Source organism: Acinetobacter sp. GW821-FHT01E09 (genome assembly GCF_059422385.1).
Map to the genome: position 1 here is coordinate 2,111,472 of NZ_JBWKWU010000001.1, position 18,227 is coordinate 2,129,698.

The 18,227-nt window shown below is 36.8% G+C and carries 17 protein-coding genes; 6 read left to right on the forward strand and 11 right to left on the reverse strand.

Going from position 1 to position 18,227, the window contains the following annotated elements; genetic code table 11:
• Position 1: 1 nt before the first annotated feature.
• The 5 genes from AC07U8_RS09575 to AC07U8_RS09595 form a co-directional block, all read right to left on the reverse strand.
• A complete protein-coding gene (locus AC07U8_RS09575; RefSeq protein ID WP_494737763.1) occupies positions 2–2,506 on the reverse strand; it encodes a fimbria/pilus outer membrane usher protein in 2,505 nt (834 codons plus the stop codon).
• 24 nt (positions 2,507–2,530) lie between these two features.
• Positions 2,531–3,235, reverse strand: a complete 705-nt coding sequence (locus AC07U8_RS09580) for a fimbrial biogenesis chaperone (RefSeq protein ID WP_419261905.1) — start codon at positions 3,233–3,235, stop codon at positions 2,531–2,533.
• An 86-nt stretch (positions 3,236–3,321) separates the two neighbouring features.
• On the reverse strand, positions 3,322–3,858 hold the full coding sequence (locus AC07U8_RS09585) for a fimbrial protein (RefSeq protein ID WP_004720781.1): 537 nt from the start codon (positions 3,856–3,858) through the stop codon (positions 3,322–3,324).
• A gap of 1,082 nt (positions 3,859–4,940) precedes the next feature.
• The gene (locus AC07U8_RS09590) at positions 4,941–5,276 is read right to left on the reverse strand and encodes an AzlD domain-containing protein (protein ID WP_419261906.1); all 336 of its coding nucleotides are present in this window, start codon (positions 5,274–5,276) and stop codon (positions 4,941–4,943) included.
• A 1-nt stretch (position 5,277) separates the two neighbouring features.
• Positions 5,278–5,940 carry an AzlC family ABC transporter permease gene (locus AC07U8_RS09595; RefSeq protein ID WP_419261907.1) on the reverse strand — a complete coding sequence of 221 codons (663 nt, stop codon included), beginning with the start codon at positions 5,938–5,940 and terminating at the stop codon, positions 5,278–5,280.
• 116 nt (positions 5,941–6,056) lie between these two features.
• On the opposite strand from AC07U8_RS09595, the gene AC07U8_RS09600 reads away from it, so the two are divergent.
• Both AC07U8_RS09600 and pyrF read left to right on the forward strand, forming a co-directional pair.
• Entirely contained in the window at positions 6,057–6,605 is a 549-nt protein-coding gene (locus AC07U8_RS09600; protein ID WP_004821271.1) for a helix-turn-helix domain-containing protein, read from the forward strand.
• Between the two features lie 103 nt (positions 6,606–6,708).
• Positions 6,709–7,404, forward strand: a complete 696-nt coding sequence (pyrF, locus tag AC07U8_RS09605; RefSeq protein ID WP_004821273.1) for an orotidine-5'-phosphate decarboxylase — start codon at positions 6,709–6,711, stop codon at positions 7,402–7,404.
• Between the two features lie 204 nt (positions 7,405–7,608).
• On the opposite strand, the gene AC07U8_RS09610 is transcribed toward pyrF, so the two are convergent.
• Positions 7,609–8,517 (reverse strand): LysO family transporter, encoded by a 909-nt coding sequence (locus AC07U8_RS09610; RefSeq protein ID WP_034610237.1) that lies wholly within the window; start codon positions 8,515–8,517, stop codon positions 7,609–7,611.
• Between the two features lie 88 nt (positions 8,518–8,605).
• The gene (locus AC07U8_RS09615) at positions 8,606–10,129 is read right to left on the reverse strand and encodes a flavin-containing monooxygenase (protein ID WP_096734021.1); all 1,524 of its coding nucleotides are present in this window, start codon (positions 10,127–10,129) and stop codon (positions 8,606–8,608) included.
• 154 nt (positions 10,130–10,283) lie between these two features.
• Between AC07U8_RS09615 and AC07U8_RS09620 the strand changes: the two genes are divergently transcribed.
• Both AC07U8_RS09620 and zapE read left to right on the forward strand, forming a co-directional pair.
• On the forward strand, positions 10,284–11,294 hold the full coding sequence (locus AC07U8_RS09620; RefSeq protein WP_096734022.1) for an AraC family transcriptional regulator: 1,011 nt from the start codon (positions 10,284–10,286) through the stop codon (positions 11,292–11,294).
• 108 nt (positions 11,295–11,402) lie between these two features.
• Positions 11,403–12,551 (forward strand): cell division protein ZapE, encoded by a 1,149-nt coding sequence (gene zapE / locus AC07U8_RS09625; protein WP_004720770.1) that lies wholly within the window; start codon positions 11,403–11,405, stop codon positions 12,549–12,551.
• 203 nt (positions 12,552–12,754) lie between these two features.
• Here the strand turns inward: zapE and AC07U8_RS09630 are convergent, their stop codons facing one another.
• Positions 12,755–14,107 carry a TrkH family potassium uptake protein gene (locus AC07U8_RS09630; protein ID WP_004720769.1) on the reverse strand — a complete coding sequence of 451 codons (1,353 nt, stop codon included), beginning with the start codon at positions 14,105–14,107 and terminating at the stop codon, positions 12,755–12,757.
• An 8-nt stretch (positions 14,108–14,115) separates the two neighbouring features.
• A complete protein-coding gene (locus AC07U8_RS09635) occupies positions 14,116–14,766 on the reverse strand; it encodes a potassium channel family protein (RefSeq protein ID WP_004720766.1) in 651 nt (216 codons plus the stop codon).
• A gap of 244 nt (positions 14,767–15,010) precedes the next feature.
• On the opposite strand from AC07U8_RS09635, the gene AC07U8_RS09640 reads away from it, so the two are divergent.
• Complete coding sequence (locus AC07U8_RS09640) at positions 15,011–15,556, forward strand: hypothetical protein (RefSeq protein WP_494738591.1); 546 nt, start codon at positions 15,011–15,013, stop codon at positions 15,554–15,556.
• A 48-nt stretch (positions 15,557–15,604) separates the two neighbouring features.
• Entirely contained in the window at positions 15,605–16,102 is a 498-nt protein-coding gene (locus AC07U8_RS09645) for a hypothetical protein (RefSeq protein WP_494737764.1), read from the forward strand.
• 57 nt (positions 16,103–16,159) lie between these two features.
• Here AC07U8_RS09645 and AC07U8_RS09650 read toward each other — a convergent pair whose 3' ends face one another.
• Both AC07U8_RS09650 and ilvA read right to left on the reverse strand, forming a co-directional pair.
• On the reverse strand, positions 16,160–16,561 hold the full coding sequence (locus AC07U8_RS09650) for a hypothetical protein (RefSeq protein ID WP_494737765.1): 402 nt from the start codon (positions 16,559–16,561) through the stop codon (positions 16,160–16,162).
• 101 nt (positions 16,562–16,662) lie between these two features.
• Positions 16,663–18,201 carry a threonine ammonia-lyase, biosynthetic gene (gene ilvA / locus AC07U8_RS09655; protein ID WP_209826240.1) on the reverse strand — a complete coding sequence of 513 codons (1,539 nt, stop codon included), beginning with the start codon at positions 18,199–18,201 and terminating at the stop codon, positions 16,663–16,665.
• Positions 18,202–18,227: the final 26 nt, after the last annotated feature.

Genomic DNA, 18,227 nt, shown 5'->3' on the forward strand with positions numbered 1-18,227 from the left:
CTTATTTGCAGTTTAAGCTAAAGCTTGCAAAAGGGATTTGATTTTTACTTTGTTCCAATATTTCTTTTGAAATATCGAATTGACAAGAATCAGCATTAGTCCAGTAGACGCTATAGCGTCCAGGATTTATATTTTGCATAAAAATTTGCTGACCTTGTCCTACTGTGGTGACTGTATTACCCAAAGCATCTTTCACTTGAGCACCCATTGGAATGAGTACCTGATCTGCGTGTTTTAGTTCAATTAAGGCTTTTGTGGTTTTTAACGCTTTAAAATCCACTAAAATACTTGCGTTTGATTTGGGTACAACTTGTAATTGGGTTGCATCAACATCGGTATTTAATGGAATTGTATTTGGGTTTAAGTTGATACTATTGTATTGGTAAGGATTTAGATAGGGAATAATCGCATTACCCCAGCGATCAATTTTAATATTATTTCCATTGGAGAGGCTGGTTCCCTCTAAACCTTTGGCATGAATAATTGCAAAAGTATCATTTAAATCATTGGCTAAAGTGATGCCGTGTTGATGTGCAACGATAGCACCTTGTGCTTGTAAAGAGTATTGACGTTGTTGGTCAAAGTCGGTTGTATAAGTCGATGCTAAATAAACTGGATTGGTTCGATAACTCAAAGAACTGCTGAAGAGATCTTTATCTTTACTATTTGAATAATTGAAGTTATAGCCGAACTGTTGATTTTCACCTAAATTTCCAAATATGCCGACTTGATTGGTATTGAGCGCATTATTATCTGGATAGACTTCACTACTTAGGCGTAAATTACTATTTTTCTTTTTAAACGACAGGGGAATATTCACATTTACAAAGTATTGGGTATCTTTATCTAATTTATATTGATCATTTTGAGTATGTTGCATACCCACATAGTAACTGATGCCTTTATAACTATTGCTATAGCTAATTTGATAGAATTTTTGTGTATTGACTTGATGCCAGAATTTATACTGTGAAAAACTGGCTGAAACAGCACCAAACTGATGCCCTAGGTTTTGGCTCAGTTGAATATAATTTGATGACTTGGGACGACCATTAAGCACCAATGCAGAGCTGTTGTTTTGGATATAACGATTCTGCATGGCTTCATCAAAGGAATAATATTGATCATTGCCATAAACAGTACTGTTTAAACTGAAATTTGTTTTTGCACCGTTTAGTGCCAGATTATAGCGCAGCGTAAGCAAAGAACTGTCTAAATTTTGGTTGGATTGGTTAATATTGGCTTTAACATAATTACTTTCTAAAGCGATACCACCGAGTTTGGTATTTAACGCGGTTCCTAGAATATAGGATTGATAATGATCACTGACCAGTGCTGAACTGCTCACTGAGATAAAATCATTTAATCCATAATCAAAAGATGCATTGATTAACTTCTCATCATAGGATTTGCTATTTTGACGAAAAGTACCTGCTGCAATTTGATAACGATACTGCTTTGCGCGGATAGATTGAATAAAATTATTATAAGGCAAATCAAAACTGCGGACTTCACCATTTGCTTCAATAATATCTACATTTAATGTACCACCCGTCCCAGGTGTTTGGAGATCTGTAATATTAAATGCGCCGGCAGGAACAGTGCGTTCCATAATAATTTGTTGATTTTGGCGAACTCGTATTAAAGCATTACTTTTTGCATAACCTGAAATTGTGGGTGCGTAACTTTGCAATGAAACCGGAAGCATTCTGTCATCGCTGGCAAGTTGTACCCCACGAATGGCAATACTCGAATTACTATTGATGGTTTTGGTATTGGTATAGAAATCGCCAAGAGTAAGCTGAGTTTTTAAACTAGGCAGTACTCGCATAAGCTTGTTTTCATAGCTGGTATATTGGCCTGAATGATTGCTGTCTCCCATACTAGTACTACCAGAATGACGGAATTGCCAATCATCAATATTGATACCAGAATTAATATTCAGAAAGCTAGAATCTTGTTTGTTGTCCTGACCATAATCTGAATTATAGTAATTGTAGTAATATTTGAGAAAAGCGCTATTTCCACCAGTTTCCCAAAGTGATGGATCTATATAACCAAATGGTCGTTCATTTAACATCGATTGAGGGCTTGAAACATCCACTCGTTGTTCCGCTATATTCAGCTTCCAGAACACGACATGATTCATTAAGCGTGTATCGATACAGTCACCAATGACTTTATCTAAATCGATAAGTTTATGATTGAAATCAAGCTGCTTAACAGTACTGCGTGGAATACAATAACGTTGCTTTTCAGGTGATTCAGGATCATCTGAAATATGCACAATAGAGCGGGTGATATAACGATCATTTAGGTAAATATCGAGGATGTAATCATTTGGCGCGACTTTATCGCTTGAAACAAACTTTTCAAGATCAATTGTTTTAGAATTTTGGCCGTATAAAAAACTATTATCGAATTGTGGTGCTTGCGCTATAACATTTTGATTGCATAGATATAGACTTAGCGCCAAAACACTATACCTAAGTGTGAAATGTTTCAAGCACAATTCTCCCAATAATTTAGATTAAAACTGTTTCTCTATTGTCGATAAACTGCCGTAGTCATTGATTAAATAAAGCTGTACGGACTTAGCGTCTGATAAATTTTCGACATCAATTTGTTGTTTTGAAAACGGTTCTATAAAGCTTAGATTTTTAATTTCGCTTGGCGTATCATTTTTTAAAACCAGATTCGATTTTCCAAAATTTAAGTAATAAGGTGTTGGATTATTGATTTGTAGTTGGCTGTTTACACGCTGTACTTCAACTTTTTGAAACGCTTGTTGCTGTTCCATTTTGATGCCAGTTGGTCGGTAAAACAGTTTTAAGCGATTACGTATCGCAAATTGTAAATAATTTGCTTCAGCTGTTGGCTTGGCAGGGATATCAAGCACGTTAAGCCAAAATAATGTTTCTCGATCAGTAGCAAGCTTTTGTTTTTGATTGAAAATGACACGTAAAGATTGTCCTTTCTCTGCTTCAATCGTCGTTATCGGAGGGGTAACAATAAATGGGGCTTGGGTTGTGGTTGGATCTGCAATAATGTCTTTACTGTCCACCCATGACTGTACCAATGCAATTTGATCACCTACATTGGTTAATTGCACAGATACAAATTCTTTATCACTTGGGTAAATTACACGGGTACCTGTAATCACAATACCAGCATGCGCGGATGTGATCAAAGTACTGAGCATTAACAAACTAGAAATAAAAAATGGTTTTTTCATCGAAAGACCCTTGGGGAGAGGCAAGTCTGGTTAAGATGTAGAAATTAACCAGACCTTTTTAAAAACTTACAGATCCAAATGTTTAATTATGGATAAACAACATAGTAAGTTGCAGTCGTGCTTACATCACCAGCAGTTGTTGCACCTGTTGCATAGTAACGCGCATAAAAATCAAGATTTGCAGAACCGTTTGCAGTTGCAACATTTGAAGTCACAATGTTTTGACCTGTACGATCTTTAGTTAGGTCAATCACTGCTTTTGCAGAGTTTAATAATTGAATATTTACGTTTGTTGCACCGCCAGTGGTTACGGTGTTGTTTAGACGACCTGCAGTATTAATATTTGCATTGGTGTTGTCATAATAGACACCCACATTACCTACAGGGCATGCTGTTAAATTAATCGTAAATTTAGTGTCGCCATTTGTTGTCGCCGCTGTCGCTAAAGTTGATTTACCTACAGTCGGTAAAACAACAGTGTAGTTACCAGCAGTACCACCAACTGTACAGGTTTGATCAACGATTTTACCTGTAACTGTTACTGTACCATCAGCAGCCGCAAAAACTGTTGAAGATGCTAAACCTAAGCCAATGATCGCTAAACCCAATTGAATATTTTTCATAGAATTTCTCTCAATACTGCGTTGATTTGCCCTTTACTGGTACTTTCCTAATAAAGGGGAAGTGTTTAGGAGCTAAACAATAAGGGCTACTATAAATTTTTCCTAAATAAAAACAATGAAAAAAAGAGACAAATATCACATTATTTTTATCTTATAAGCACAATATAATGTTATTTGTTTTAGATTTGTTTTTTATTATTTAAATACAAGAGTATATTTATAATTAACATGTTTATTTAATTAAAGGAAAATTTAGTTCTGTTTACCAAAAAGTGACAAAAAATGTCACTTTTTGTGAATAACGTCATATTATAGCAAATTATTTTGATCTGCTTGTATTAAGCGTGAGTATGTTTTTAAGATTTTCTAAAATAATTTATTATCATGGTTAATTAAATATTGGGTTTATTTTAATACGCTGCACTGTAATTGATCATTTTCATCAAAAAAATTTATAAGCTTGAATTTAAAGGATTTTCTTTAATATTTATTTAGCTTATTTGTAAATTATTTTTAAATTCTTAAATCAGCATAAAATCGCGTTCATCCTAGATTACTTTTAAAAACAGAAGGTGTTTTTAATGCACCTTTGCTTCACTTAATATGATTACTTTTTTGATTTATCAAAGAGATTGATTGTTTAGTTATGGTGTAATGTTTGTTTAGTTATAAAGAATATATTTAGAAATAGCGCAGATAGATTTATTAAAAATATAAATTCTAGAGCAAACATGGATGCAATGAATGAGAAAAATATAATTTTAATTTAATATTATTTTAAGTTTTTATAGGTTTTTAAATATATGAAAAAGAATTTATCTGTTGTAAGTATAAAGAACGATAAATAGAAGACTGTGTTTTGATTTTTTTATTTGTTGGAGTAAGTGAAGTGCTTCATAATGATCAATATAAAATGAATTTTAAGCGCTTTAAGATTGATTGATTAAGTATCCATAAAAAATATGCATAGAGATTAAAACATTATCTTTAATCAATAATTAAGCATGCATAGTCACTTGCATTATGCTGTTAAAAAAAGCGCTTTGATTGTTGTAAAACGCTTTTTGTAAGCTTTAACAATTCTATTGGGCTAACCAGAAAAATTCAGCAAAGCGGAATATTGTGGTGACCAGCATTGCTATTACGATCGTCGTGATAAGTGAGTGGTTTTTCCAAATCAGAAATAAGCCTACCAATACCCCCATGATTTTGCCTAAGTCTGCCCAATCCGCACCTTCAAAAAAAGTGCTGAGAATCGCAATAGAAAACAGTAAAGTTGTTGCGGCATCATTAAAAAGTTGCTCACGTTGTTGAGTGATGGTGTAGTATTGGCTGAGTGAAAGTCCTGCATATCGGATTAGATAAGTACCCATCGCCAGCAGCATGATCCCGATCAAAATGATAAATTGCTGATGCATGTTATTTTCTTCCTACAAGCAAGCCAAATAATGACATAAGTATCGGAATCCCTAAGGGTAGAAATGGAAAAGTAGTGAGGCTGATGACTGCACCAGTCATTGCCGATTTTCGAGCAGATTTTCTTTTTAATGCTTTAAAGGTCAGTGCAAACAGTACGACAGGAAAAATCGTATCGATACCCAGTAATTTTGCATAAGCTAAATGACTTCCCAATAGATAACCGCTTAAAACGCCTATGGGCCAAGCAAATAAAATTCCGACACCGCACAGCCAATAAGCACTCAGTTTTAGCTCATTTGAAGATTGGCTTAAACCAAATAAGACACTTTCATCATTCATAATATGTGTAGCAAAATATTTTAATTTATTTTTTTCTATAAAATGGGTAATCGCTAAACCAAAAGGCAGATGTCGTAAATTAATCAGCAATCCTACAATCGCAGCTGTAATCGGACTGCTTCCAGCAGCAATCATGCCAATGAAAGTAAACTCGGCAGCACCAGCCAAGACACAGATTGAAAGTAGTAAAGGTATCCAGATCGGCAGTTGATAATTGACCGCAAGTGTACCTAATGAAATCCCGATCAGTGCGGTTGCGATGCAGAGAATCACGATTGATTTTATCAGGGGCTTGGGTAAATTTTTTATTTCTTTATACTTCATTGAGATGAGCCTTGCTTAGGGTAATAAGATCGTTCGATAAAATGAACGATCATTTGTTATAATAGTTTGATTATTTTTGTTCGTCAAATAGAACGATCGTATTTTTTGGAAGGATAATGTCTATACCAATTGAAATCATTGCAAATAATCTGCAAAAAGAAAGAAAAAGTGCTGCATTATCTTTGGGAGAAGTTGCTCGACGTGCAGGCATTGCGAAATCCACACTTTCGCAACTTGAATCTGGGCAGGGCAATCCGAGTCTAGAAACTTTATGGGCACTTTGCGTGGCTTTAAATATTCCATTTGCCAAACTTATGGAAGCACAAACCCAAGCTACACAAGTGATTCGTTATGGCGAGGGCGCTTCAGTTGTTTCTGAAATATCAAATTATCAGGCTGTTTTGTTGGCGACATGCCCACCCAATGCACGACGAGACGTGTATATGCTGACAACCCAACCGGGTGAGCCGCGTTGCAGTAAACCGCATCCTATTGGCAGTGTGGAGCATATTATTATTATGCAGGGCTCTGCCAAAGTCGGTTTATTAGACAGTGCTGAGTTACTTCAAGCAGGGGACTATATTTCCTATCCAGCAGATCAAGCGCATATTTTTGAAGCACTGGAGCAAGACACACGTGCAATTTTGATCTCAGAGCAGAGATAAATCATGAGCAAGATCTAAGAATAGTTGATTGTTTTGTGCTGAAGTCGATTTTCTAGCTTTGTACATGGCGTGAATCACTTTATAATGAGCGCAAATTTATGTGATGGAACTGAGATTCGTGAGTATTATTGTTGCCTTAGATGCAAAAAGCCAATATGACGCCCTAGCAATTGCTGATCAGCTTGACCCATCACTATGTCGTTTAAAAGTCGGTAAAGAATTATTTACCCATGAAGGCCCTCTGGTTGTGAAAGCACTACATGATAAGGGCTTTGAAGTATTCCTCGATTTAAAATTTCATGATATTCCGAACACAACTGCGCAGGCAGTTTGTGCTGCGGCTGATTTGGGTGTATGGATGGTCAATGTCCATGCCTCAGGTGGGCGTAGAATGATGGAAACTTGCGTAGAACGCTTAAAAGCAGGTAACTATAAAACTCAATTGATTGCGGTTACTGTACTTACTTCAATGGAACGTGAAGATTTGCGTGATATTGGTTTAGACATAGAGCCATTTGAACAAGTGAAACGTCTGGCTAAATTGACACAACAGAGTGGTTTGGATGGCGTGGTATGCTCGGCTCAGGAAGCCAAAATGTTACGTCAGGATTTGGGTGCTGAATTTGCTTTGGTAACACCAGGGATTCGTCCAGCTGGTGCAAATGCAGATGATCAAAAGCGTATTGTAACGCCTAAGCAAGCCATGCTTGACGGTTCTACTCATTTAGTAATTGGTCGTCCAATTACTCAATCTGAACATCCAAGTAAAACCCTGCAAGATATTTTAGCGACTCTATAAAAACAAACCCTCTTTTTCAGTTGATCAAGAGGGTGATTTCTTTGATTTATATAATAAAAATTGCTGTGTATACACTGTAGTGTACCTGCGCTACTAGATCTTTCCTTCAAAAAATTAAAAAACTTTTTATTCCAGTGATTCTATTGATCAGTATTACTATTTTGTCAGATAAAGCACGATGGATGCCACATTCAGCGCTTAATTTTAAAGTGCAGCCAGAACACTTACCGCAATTGGCGCCAATACCGACAGAACAAAGCCACTGACCATTGCATGTGGAATATAATCATTGCCGCAAGCTTGTTTCACCATAGGTAAGGTGACATCCATTGCGGTTGCACCAGCAGAAGAAATTGCTGAACGTGGATAACGCCATCCAATCATATACATAAATAAAATGGCAAAAATCTCCCTAAATAAATCGTTCATTAACGCAATACTTCCTAGATGAGCATTCTTTAATTCAGTCACCACAATCCCTGTCATCGAATAGAAGCCGTAACCTTGCGATAGCATGATTAAATCTTTCATACTGATGTCTTGAATCAAGAAAAATGCCGCAACAGCACCCAATAGTGAGCCAATCACGCAGGCAATCGGTACCAGCATAATTTTCCAGTTTAACCAAGAACGATCCAGTGGCGAGTAAGCCAGATCCAAGCCGATCAGTAACATGTAAACTAAAAGTAAATTCCATGTGCTGACATGCAGTGGAACATGGAAAAGGTGGGCCAACTCTGCTAAGCCATAACCTACAGCCAGTGCAATAAATGCATAGCTGATGTTGAGTAATGAACCCATCAATAATTCAGCAGAAACTTTACCTTGTGATGGTTTGTAGCCAATCGCTGTAAATACTAGATAACAACAAAAAAATGCACCCATTGATGTGGTGAATGCAATTGTGATTGAACTGGTGAGAATCTGTGCAGGGCTGGCAATATTATGAATTGTTTGAGAAAACTCCATTGCAATCGCAATTAAAAGAATATAGGTAAAATAAGGCAGTATTTTAAAAGCTATTTTTTCAATGGATTGTGGAATTCTGCGGGCTAAAATAAACCCTAAACATAAACAAAATAAAAGTTGGAAAATAAGCCAAAGTGATTGCATGAAAAAATAGATAGGCAATGGATACCTATCTATTATAGTCGAAGCGCAGAAAAGCGGTTGAAAATTTATAGAAGAATATCAAGCAAGTTTATGCAGCTTTTGATTTTTGCTTGGCACTTTGCTCACGGCCTAATAAGCGAAAATCTGCTGGGTTTACTTTGCGGGTGTTAAGCCAAAATTTCCAGGTATAGGTTGGCCATAATGCAAAGTTTTTACCACCATCTTGTTGGTACCAACTGACACAGCCTGATTGCCATACCGTGCCTGCAAGCTGTTGCTGTACATTTTCATTAAATTGATCTTGTACTTCAGCTTTTACCGCTACCGCTTGCGTCTGTGTTTTTGCAACCATTTGAATCAATTGCAAAATATAATTTACCTGAGACTCAATCATGAAAATTACAGAGTTATGCCCCAGTACGGTATTTGGACCAAGCAATTGAAATAGATTAGGAAAGCCTTTGGTGCTGATCCCATAAAAACTTTCTGCACCGTCTTTCCATGCCGTTTTTAATTCAACACCGTGTTCGCCATAACAATCGAATGATTTTAAATAGATGCGTGGGTCTGTAATAAAACCAGTACCATAAATTAAACAATCAATTTGACGTTCTTTGCCATCTTTAGTGATGATGCTATTTTCTGTAATTTCCTGAATGCCATCGGTGATTAATTCGACATTTTTACGATTAAATGTTGGAAAGTATTTGTTGGAAATCAGAATACGCTTACAGCCCATAATATAGTCAGGGGTCAGTTTTCTGGCGACTTCTTTGTCTTTAACTTGGAATTTTATATAAGCTTCAGCAAGTTTTTGACCATATTTCATGATTTGTGGTTTTACAATGGGGACGACACGTGATTCATTTGACCAGTACAAGCGAGCGCGGTGTAATTTTCTAAACCATTCAAAGCGACTAAATAGTTTTTTATCAAGCGCATTATAGGCGCGTTCATCACGAGGAATCACCCAAGCAGGGGTTCTTTGAAATACATAAAGATTGTGAACTTTTGCAGCAATTTCAGGAATATATTGAATTGCACTACCACCAGTACCAATGGATGCTACATTTTTTTGATTTAAATTATAATCATGTTTCCAGTGAGAAGAATGAAAAACCTCACCTTTGAATTTTTCAATCCCTTTAATTTTAGGAATCTGTGGTACATGCAATGGCCCTGATGCAAAAATAACAAATTGAGCCTCAATTTTTTGTCCACTTTTTAGTGTTAAATGCCAATTGAAATTGTGCTCATCATAACGTGTAGACACCACTTCTTGATTAAATTGGATGTATTTCTTTAAATTGAATTGCTGAATTAAATCTTGAATATAGTCAAAAATTTCAGGCGCTTCGGCATAGCGTTTTGACCAATCCGTTTTAGGTGCAAAAGAAAGCGAGTACATATGTGATTGAACATCACAAGCCGCACCTGGGTACTGGTTCTCACGCCATGTACCACCAACATCATCTGCTTTTTCTAAAATGATAAAATCATGAATATTGGCTTGCAATAGGCGGATCGCCATGGCTAAACCACCAAATCCAGATCCAATAATTGCAACTTGCGTTGATTGAGTTTTTACTTCAGTCGTAGGGGCTGTACTCATTTTTGTTCGCTCTGACTTTTCCAGTTTTGCATAGAATATCGGAAATGCAGCGCTTGAAATATGATTGCACTGACACAAAAATTGATATATTCGGCAATTTGCAAAAAACCGACTTTGTAGTACAAAGTTTGGGTAGAAATCAAATGATGATCCAATGAAACGCTCGATTCTCGGTTTAATGTATTTAATTCATGGTATGCGTAATGCTGGAATCGATGTAGATTCACGACTTGCAAGTATAGGGATCAAAGCAGATGCACTTGATCCCAGCTCTATCATTCATCCCAGCTTAGAGTGGGATATACAAAAAGTGATTGGGCAGGGTGTACAGCCAGAAACAGGTTTGTTTATCGGCCAGCATTATTCTTTAGCGGGCTATGGCCCGTTGCTTATGCTCTTGGTGACATGTAGTAATGTTGGTGATGCGATTCAAAATGGTGTGCATTATCAGGGTTTAACCTATTTATACGGTGTCTTAGGGCTTGAGAAAGGCGATCATCAAGTCGCATTAACCTACAAGCCTGTAGATTTAGAAACAGAAATGGGTTTGTTGAGAGCGCAATGTGAAATCTCTGGAACTTATAAATTTCTGGATGATATTTATAAAATGATGGGACTTACAGCGCCCAACGTAAGAATCGAGTTACCCTTTCAGCAGCCTCAGGATTTAACTGTATTAAAGCAATATCATGATTATTATGGTTCAGATTTACATTTTAATTGTGAAAAAGCCGCTTTTTGGATCAATGAAGATGTGATGCAACTGCCGATTCCATCTGCAGATCCGATTACACATCGGGTTTACGAAGCCAAGTGTATTGCTGAAATCGAGCGATTAAATGCTGAAGAACAGAAAATTGCACCGTTGATTCAACGGGTAAATGATTATTTGGAATTGCAGCAAGGGATTATTCCCTCGATGGCCGAAGTGGCTCAGGCGTTGAATGTGCCTGAAAGAACCTTACGCCATCAGTTGCAGCAATTAAATACCAGCTATAAACAAATTCGGGAACAGCTGATTAAGCACAAAGCTTTGCGATTGATTGAATATAAGGAATATTCAATTGAGGTGATTGCGGAATTACTCGGCTACTCAGAACCCGCTGCATTTAATCATGCTTTTAAACGTTGGTTTGGGCAAAGCCCGCGTCAATATGGTAAATAAACAGGTAGTGCTGATATGAGATATAGAGTTAGAATTATCCCAAAGTTTTATTTATCAAAAATGAATATTCGATATACTTCCTTTAGCCTTTAAAAGTAACAAAATGATATGTTAGATCAGAATACAACTTCAACAGCATTTACTCCCGTATCACCCGCTGAGCGTTATGCAAAAGCATTGTCATCTGGACAGTTTTTACCAGATGATGCTCAGGCTCAAGCAGTACATGAGTTGGAGCGGGTATGGCAAGAATTGATCAATCGTTATAAAGCATCGAAAAAAGCTTTTCGTCGTTTCCGCCGTCAAACTGCACCGAGAGGTGTATATATGTGGGGCGGTGTAGGGCGTGGAAAGACATGGCTCATGGATCAATTTTACGATTCGATTCCTTTTCGCCGTAAAACCCGTATGCATTTCCATCACTTTATGCAATTTGTGCATAAAGAGTTAAACAAGCTTTCTGGACAGCGTAATCCTTTAGATATCGTTGCAGATCAAATTTATAAAGAAGCTGTGGTGATTTGTTTTGATGAGTTCTTTGTATCGAATGTAACTGATGCAATGATTCTCAGTGATTTATTCCAAAAATTATTTACCCGTGGCATTACCTTGATTGCCACATCAAATATTGCCCCAGATGGTTTATATAAAAATGGAATCCATCGTGATCGTTTTATTCCAACGATTGAAATGGTAAAAAAACATTGTGTGGTATTGAATGTTGATGCGGGTGTTGACTATCGTTTACGGGTATTAAAACAAGCGCAATTGTTTAAATCGCCACTGACAGATGACAATAAAGTCTGGATGGCAAAGCGTTTTAATGCATTAACCACATCGCAGACAGTGTCAGAAGAACCAATTACGATTAATAACCGTGTTGTTGAAACTTTAGGCCATACAGAAGATGTATTGTGGTGTGAGTTTAGAGAACTCTGTATGAAACCGCGTAGCCCATCGGACTTTATTGAAATTGCCAATATCTATAATACTGTTTTGGTGAGTAATGTTCCGCACTTAACTGATTTGCTGTCAGAAGGTACACGTCGTTTTATTTATCTGGTAGATGAGTTTTATGACCGTGGCGTAAAACTGTTACTGACATCTCAAGACTCGATTATTGAGATTTATGACGGAGAGAAGCTAGCTTTCGAAATTGAACGTACACGCTCTCGTTTACTCGAAATGCAATCAGATGAATATTTGCAGTCAGAGCATCGTTTGATTAAAGGCAATAGTGAGTTAGAAGTAGAATAATCATCCTTAGAAAGATGTAAAAAAGCGATCCTATCATTGATAAGATCGCTTTTTTTATGGGGGATATTGTCATCAGTTGCATTTTGCAAGGATTGTCTGAGCAATCTATTTAAGGAGTCTCAGCCTATATTAGATATATGCGATAAGATTAAAATGATCCCACAAAGCTATTTAAGTTGTATTCGTCTGATGACTAAAAACAATTAACCCACCTGAATTTCAGTATTTGGATGACGAACACGACTTTTATTCGGTGTAGCAATCAAATAAGCCAGTGTTAGTGGTCCTAAGCGTCCAGCAAACATTAGACAAATTAAAGCGATTTGGCTGCCAGCATGTAAATTTTCAGTAATTCCACGTGATAAGCCGACAGTACAAGCTGCAGAAACGGCTTCAAATAATAAGTCTAAAAACTTTTTATCAGGCTCAAGGATCAGTAGGGTAAAAAAGCCAATCAGGATCAGCAGTGAAGTAATTGAAATGACCGCCATTGCCTTAAAGGTCGCCTGATGAGAAACAGAATGCCCAAAAATGGTAATTTCATCTGAACGTTTTAAGAAGGTAATGACACTTAAAATCATAATAATAAATGTGCCGACTTTAATTCCACCAGCAGTACTTAAAGAACCACCACCAATAAACATCAATACCATGGTAATTAAGGTTGATGCATTGGTCATGCTGCTGACTTCCAAGCTGTTAAAACCTGATGAACGAGGTACAGTGGCATGGAACCACGCGTTTAAAGCTTGATCACCAACAGACATCGGAGCCAGTGTTAAAGGATTGGATGCTTCTATTGCCCAAATAACAATAAAGGCAAAAAGGTTTAAGCCCGCAATTGTAGACAGAATTAACTTACTATTGGTGGAGAGTTTCTTCCAGCGCTTGGCTCTTTTAATATCCATCAACACAACAAAACCAATCCCACCGATGATATACAGCATACTGATGGTAAATGTCACCATATACTGGTCAGAGAAGCTCATTAAGCTATTGGGGAATAAAGAAAACCCGCCATTGTTAAACGCTGAAATACTATAAAACAGTGCGTAGAAAAATGCATGTTCAAGGTCATAGTGATGTGACCATGCCATGGTTAGAATCCCTGTACCAATCGCTTCAAAGAACAATGAGTAAAGAAAAACCCCTTTTACTGTAAAGGTCGCTTTGGCCAAACTGGTTTGACCAATGGTTTCCTGTGCCATGACTTGCTGTCGAATACCAACTTTTGAGGAAAGACTCAAAGCAGCTAAGATCGCAAAGGTCATAAAGCCTAAGCCACCGCACTGGATCAGTATCATCACCACAACTTGACCGAAGGTGGTTAAGGAGTCGCCAATATTGACGACAGAAAGCCCAGTAATGGTTACAGCAGACGTGGCAGTAAACAGGGCCTCTAGCCATGTCAAATTGCCTTGATTAGCAAAGGGAAGTTTAAGTAACAATGTTCCGATGATAATAAAGCTTAAAAAACCTAAAGCAAGTAAGCTCGGTGGACTGAGATTAATACTATTATGTTTTTTGTTGATTAGTTCTTTTTTAGATAAACGCATAGTTATAACTATAAGAAACGAATCGAAAATTGTCTTAACATTTCTACAGGACCTTCAAGAATTAAAATATCCTTTTCCTGTAAAATCGTCCCCGGTGCAATATCATACAGTACATGTGAACCGCGTTGTAATAACAAGGTTGTAAGTTCGGGGGTGTTTTCCATGACCGTTTGAAATTGTGCGCCTTGTAAATTTGCACCTATTTCAATTTTGACGATATAGCGATCATTATTTAACGCCATATAACGTCTCACCATCGGATAACTGAGTGATTGCGCAACACGAATCCCCATGTCTTCTTCAGGGTGAATGATTTTTGTAATGCCTAAATGAGACAAAATCATATGATGTGATTTAGATTTGGCTTTTACAAAGATTTTTTCGATACCCAAATTTTTTAAATGCAATACGCATAGAATACTGGCTTCAATATCTTCACCAATGGCAACCACCACGGCATCACAATTTTTGATATTCAGTTCATCTAACACATGTTCATCGGTAGCATCTGCAATAACTGCATGACTGATTTTATCGGCAATGTTTTCTACATTTTTCTTTAATGTATCAATACCTATTACATCGTGATTTAAGTTGGTGAGTTCTAGTGCAACTGCTTCACCAAAACTGCCTAAACCGATGACAGCAAATTGCGCCATTCTACAAAGTCCTTATCCCGACACTGATTTTGTGTTGGTATGATCATATTCAATTTTTATATATTTTATCTTTAAAGTATTGCAACGCCAATCTACAAACTGAGAATAAAAAGCGATAAATGTAAATAAAACCAGATTTATGTCATAAAAACTTAAAATTGATCCGATATCATTGCTTTGAAATTTAAAAATGCAAAGCCAAGATTGAGCTTTCGATTCAAGAATAAAAATGGATGATAAAAAAATGGATGATAAGAAAATTTTTAAAATTCTCCAACATTGGTTCCCAGCGTTGGAGCAAAGAGATATTCCCAAAAAGAAACATCGTAAACGTTTTGTCGAGTTTCTCAATTGGATTGAAGCTGAAAAGTTTGGTGGGCGATTTCGTGGATATTTAATGAAAATTGATCGTATGCAATTTCATGAAAATGAGATTGAGCGTTGTGCGGTTTTTCATGAATATGCAGTCGATAGCTTGGGAATTCAAACTCAAATTCGTGAAAGAGCGAAGCCTTTATTTGACCATTATGAAGTACACAAAGATGTTATTGGACGCTATTACAATGTTCAAGATCAGGTTTATGATGTTGTATTCGAGGAAATATTAAAACAGGCCAGACAACATGATCATGAACTGTTGCTGATTTATGCTGAAGATTATTATTGGTTGATCGTACCGAATCATGAATATAAAATTGAAAAGTTCTGCAAGTGTTTTAATAAACAATTTCATAATGAAGATGTCAGTATAGAACATTACGCATTATTTGACTGTTCAAGATCGACTTAGTTTTTTGCAGTTAATTCAACATATTGATAATAAAATAGAGAGATATCCATGTCACAGAAAATATATTCATTACTTCAATATTTAATTCCCGAGCTAAATGCACAACAAATTCCTCAAGATACTGAATTTTATAGTTTTAGTGAATGGATGAATCAACAACATGATTTCCTGCATTATATTGAATTAAAAGAATATTATGACAATGGAATTGAAAACGATTTCTACTTTAACCAGCACAATATTGATGCTGAGCAATTGCAAAATGAAATCGAAGTCGCAATAGCTGAAGTATTTGATCAATACGATGAAGATGATGATGTTTCATTAGGTGATCAAATGGACGCAATGCAACAAACAGAAGAAATCATTTTTGATCAAATTAAACTGGTTGCAAATCAGTATCAGCTTTCTTTATTGGTTATATATCGTGAAAATCCGTATTGGATGCTTGTGCCCACACAAGATGAGCAACAATTAAATCAGATTGTGGATGCTTTTAATGACGCATTTAATGATGATGGTGATTTAAATATGGCAGTTTATTAAGTTTAATTTTTAGATTTTTACGATGCACTTTGTTTGGGGTGCATCGCTCCATCTTTTTTATAAAGGCTTTAAATTCTGTGTAGTTGTGTATTTCACTTTAAAACGTGGATCTTGAAAGAAAAAGTAAAACCCCATTGTGAGTAAAGTACTGAATAGAAGTACTGCAAAAATGGAGAGATCGAGTTGATTGAAATTGTGATTTAGTAGATATGATCTCGCCAATGAGATCAGTCCGCCTAAGATGAACACGTAGCTTAGGGTAGATATGTACGGTGCTTTAGGTGCAAGACGTAGCATAAGATATTGAGGGATTGAAATTAAAAACAACATACTAAGCAAAGCGAATAAAGTCATGATAGAAAAAACTTTAGACGGGGTATAGCCAACCACAAATACCAGTGTATTTATCAGTAGATAGGTTGCAAAAGGAATAAAAATAAACTTTGTCCATGTTTTCATTATTTTGACCTGTTTAAAGTTTTGCTCATTATACGTGAGTTACGTTTTATAAAAAATAGCCCATAAAAAATTTATAGGCTATTTCTATTTTGAAGCTCTTTCTATTTTAAGAAACGTTGATAACCTAAGTTATTGGTAATTTCTTGATATGGGTAATTGATATTTTCCAACGTCTCAATCAGTCCATCTGGGTTCTGTACCGCATCTTCTGCATCCAAGCCAACCAAAACACGTCCTTCTGCTGCACCGTGATTACGATAATGGAATAGGCTAATGTTATGGGTTGGACCAAGACGCTCTAAGAATGTTAATAAAGCACCTGGGCGTTCTGGAAACTCAACACGGAACAAACGTTCATTGGCAATATCGGCATGACCACCAATCAAATAACGGATATGCAATTTTGCAACTTCATCATCCGATAAATCATCGACATCATAATGTAATTTCATTGCTTCATAGATATCATGGCGTTCTTTTTCACCAGCCTTTAAGCTAATACCGACAAAGACTTGAGCGGCAGATGCATCACTGGCACGGTAGTTAAACTCAGTAATATTACGCCCTTGCAAAGCACGACAGAAATTCAGGAAAGAACCTTTTTCTTCTGGAATGGTCACTGCAAAAATGGCTTCTTTACGTTCACCAAGTTCGGTACGTTCAGCAATATAACGTAAACGGTCAAAGTTCATATTGGCACCGCAAACAATCGACACCATGTTTTTGCCTTCAAGACCGTGTGCCGTGACGTATTTTTTAATACCTGCGAGCGCCATAGCACCTGATGGTTCAACAATACTACGACATTCATCATAAGTGTCTTTAATTGCCGTACAAATTTCATCTGTATTGACCAGTACCACATCACGTTCAACAATTGGACCTGAGTTATCAGATTTTTGTAGTTGAATGACTTCAAATGGCTTTTCACCGATTTGAGCAACGGCTGTACCATCTGCAAATAAGCCTACAGAAGGGAGTACTACACGTTGATTGGCTTCAAATGCTGCTTTTAAACATGCAGATTCATCATATTCGACAGGAATAACTTTGACATGCGGGGCAACATCACCAAGATATGCTGCTACACCAGCAATTAAACCACCACCGCCCACAGCAACAAATACATATTCAACATCACGCCATTGACGCAATATTTCATTGGCAATTGTACCTTGGCCGGCCATAACCAGTTCATCGTCATAAGGCGGAATAAAGGTTAAACCTTCGTCATTTGCACGTTGAATGGCATATTTGTTAGCAACATCAAATGAGTCGCCGTGAAGCACAACATCACCACCCAAACGCTTTACTGCTTGAACTTTAATGTCAGGGGTGGTTTTCGGCATCACAATAATGGCGCGAATACCTAACTTTTGACCAGATAAAGCCACGCCTTGAGCATGGTTACCTGCTGAAGCAGTAATAACGCCACGTTCCAACTGAGATTTCGGTAATTGACTAATACGGTTATACGCACCGCGTAGTTTGAAGGAAAAGACAGGTTGTAAATCTTCTCGTTTAAAGCGAATGTTATTGTTTAGTTTTTCACTAATTCGTGGCGCTGCTTCGAGTGGGGTTTCGATTGCAACGTCATACACCGTTGCCTGTAATATTTGTCGAACCAAACGAGACAGCATGTTAATTTTCCATCTAACAGTTTAAA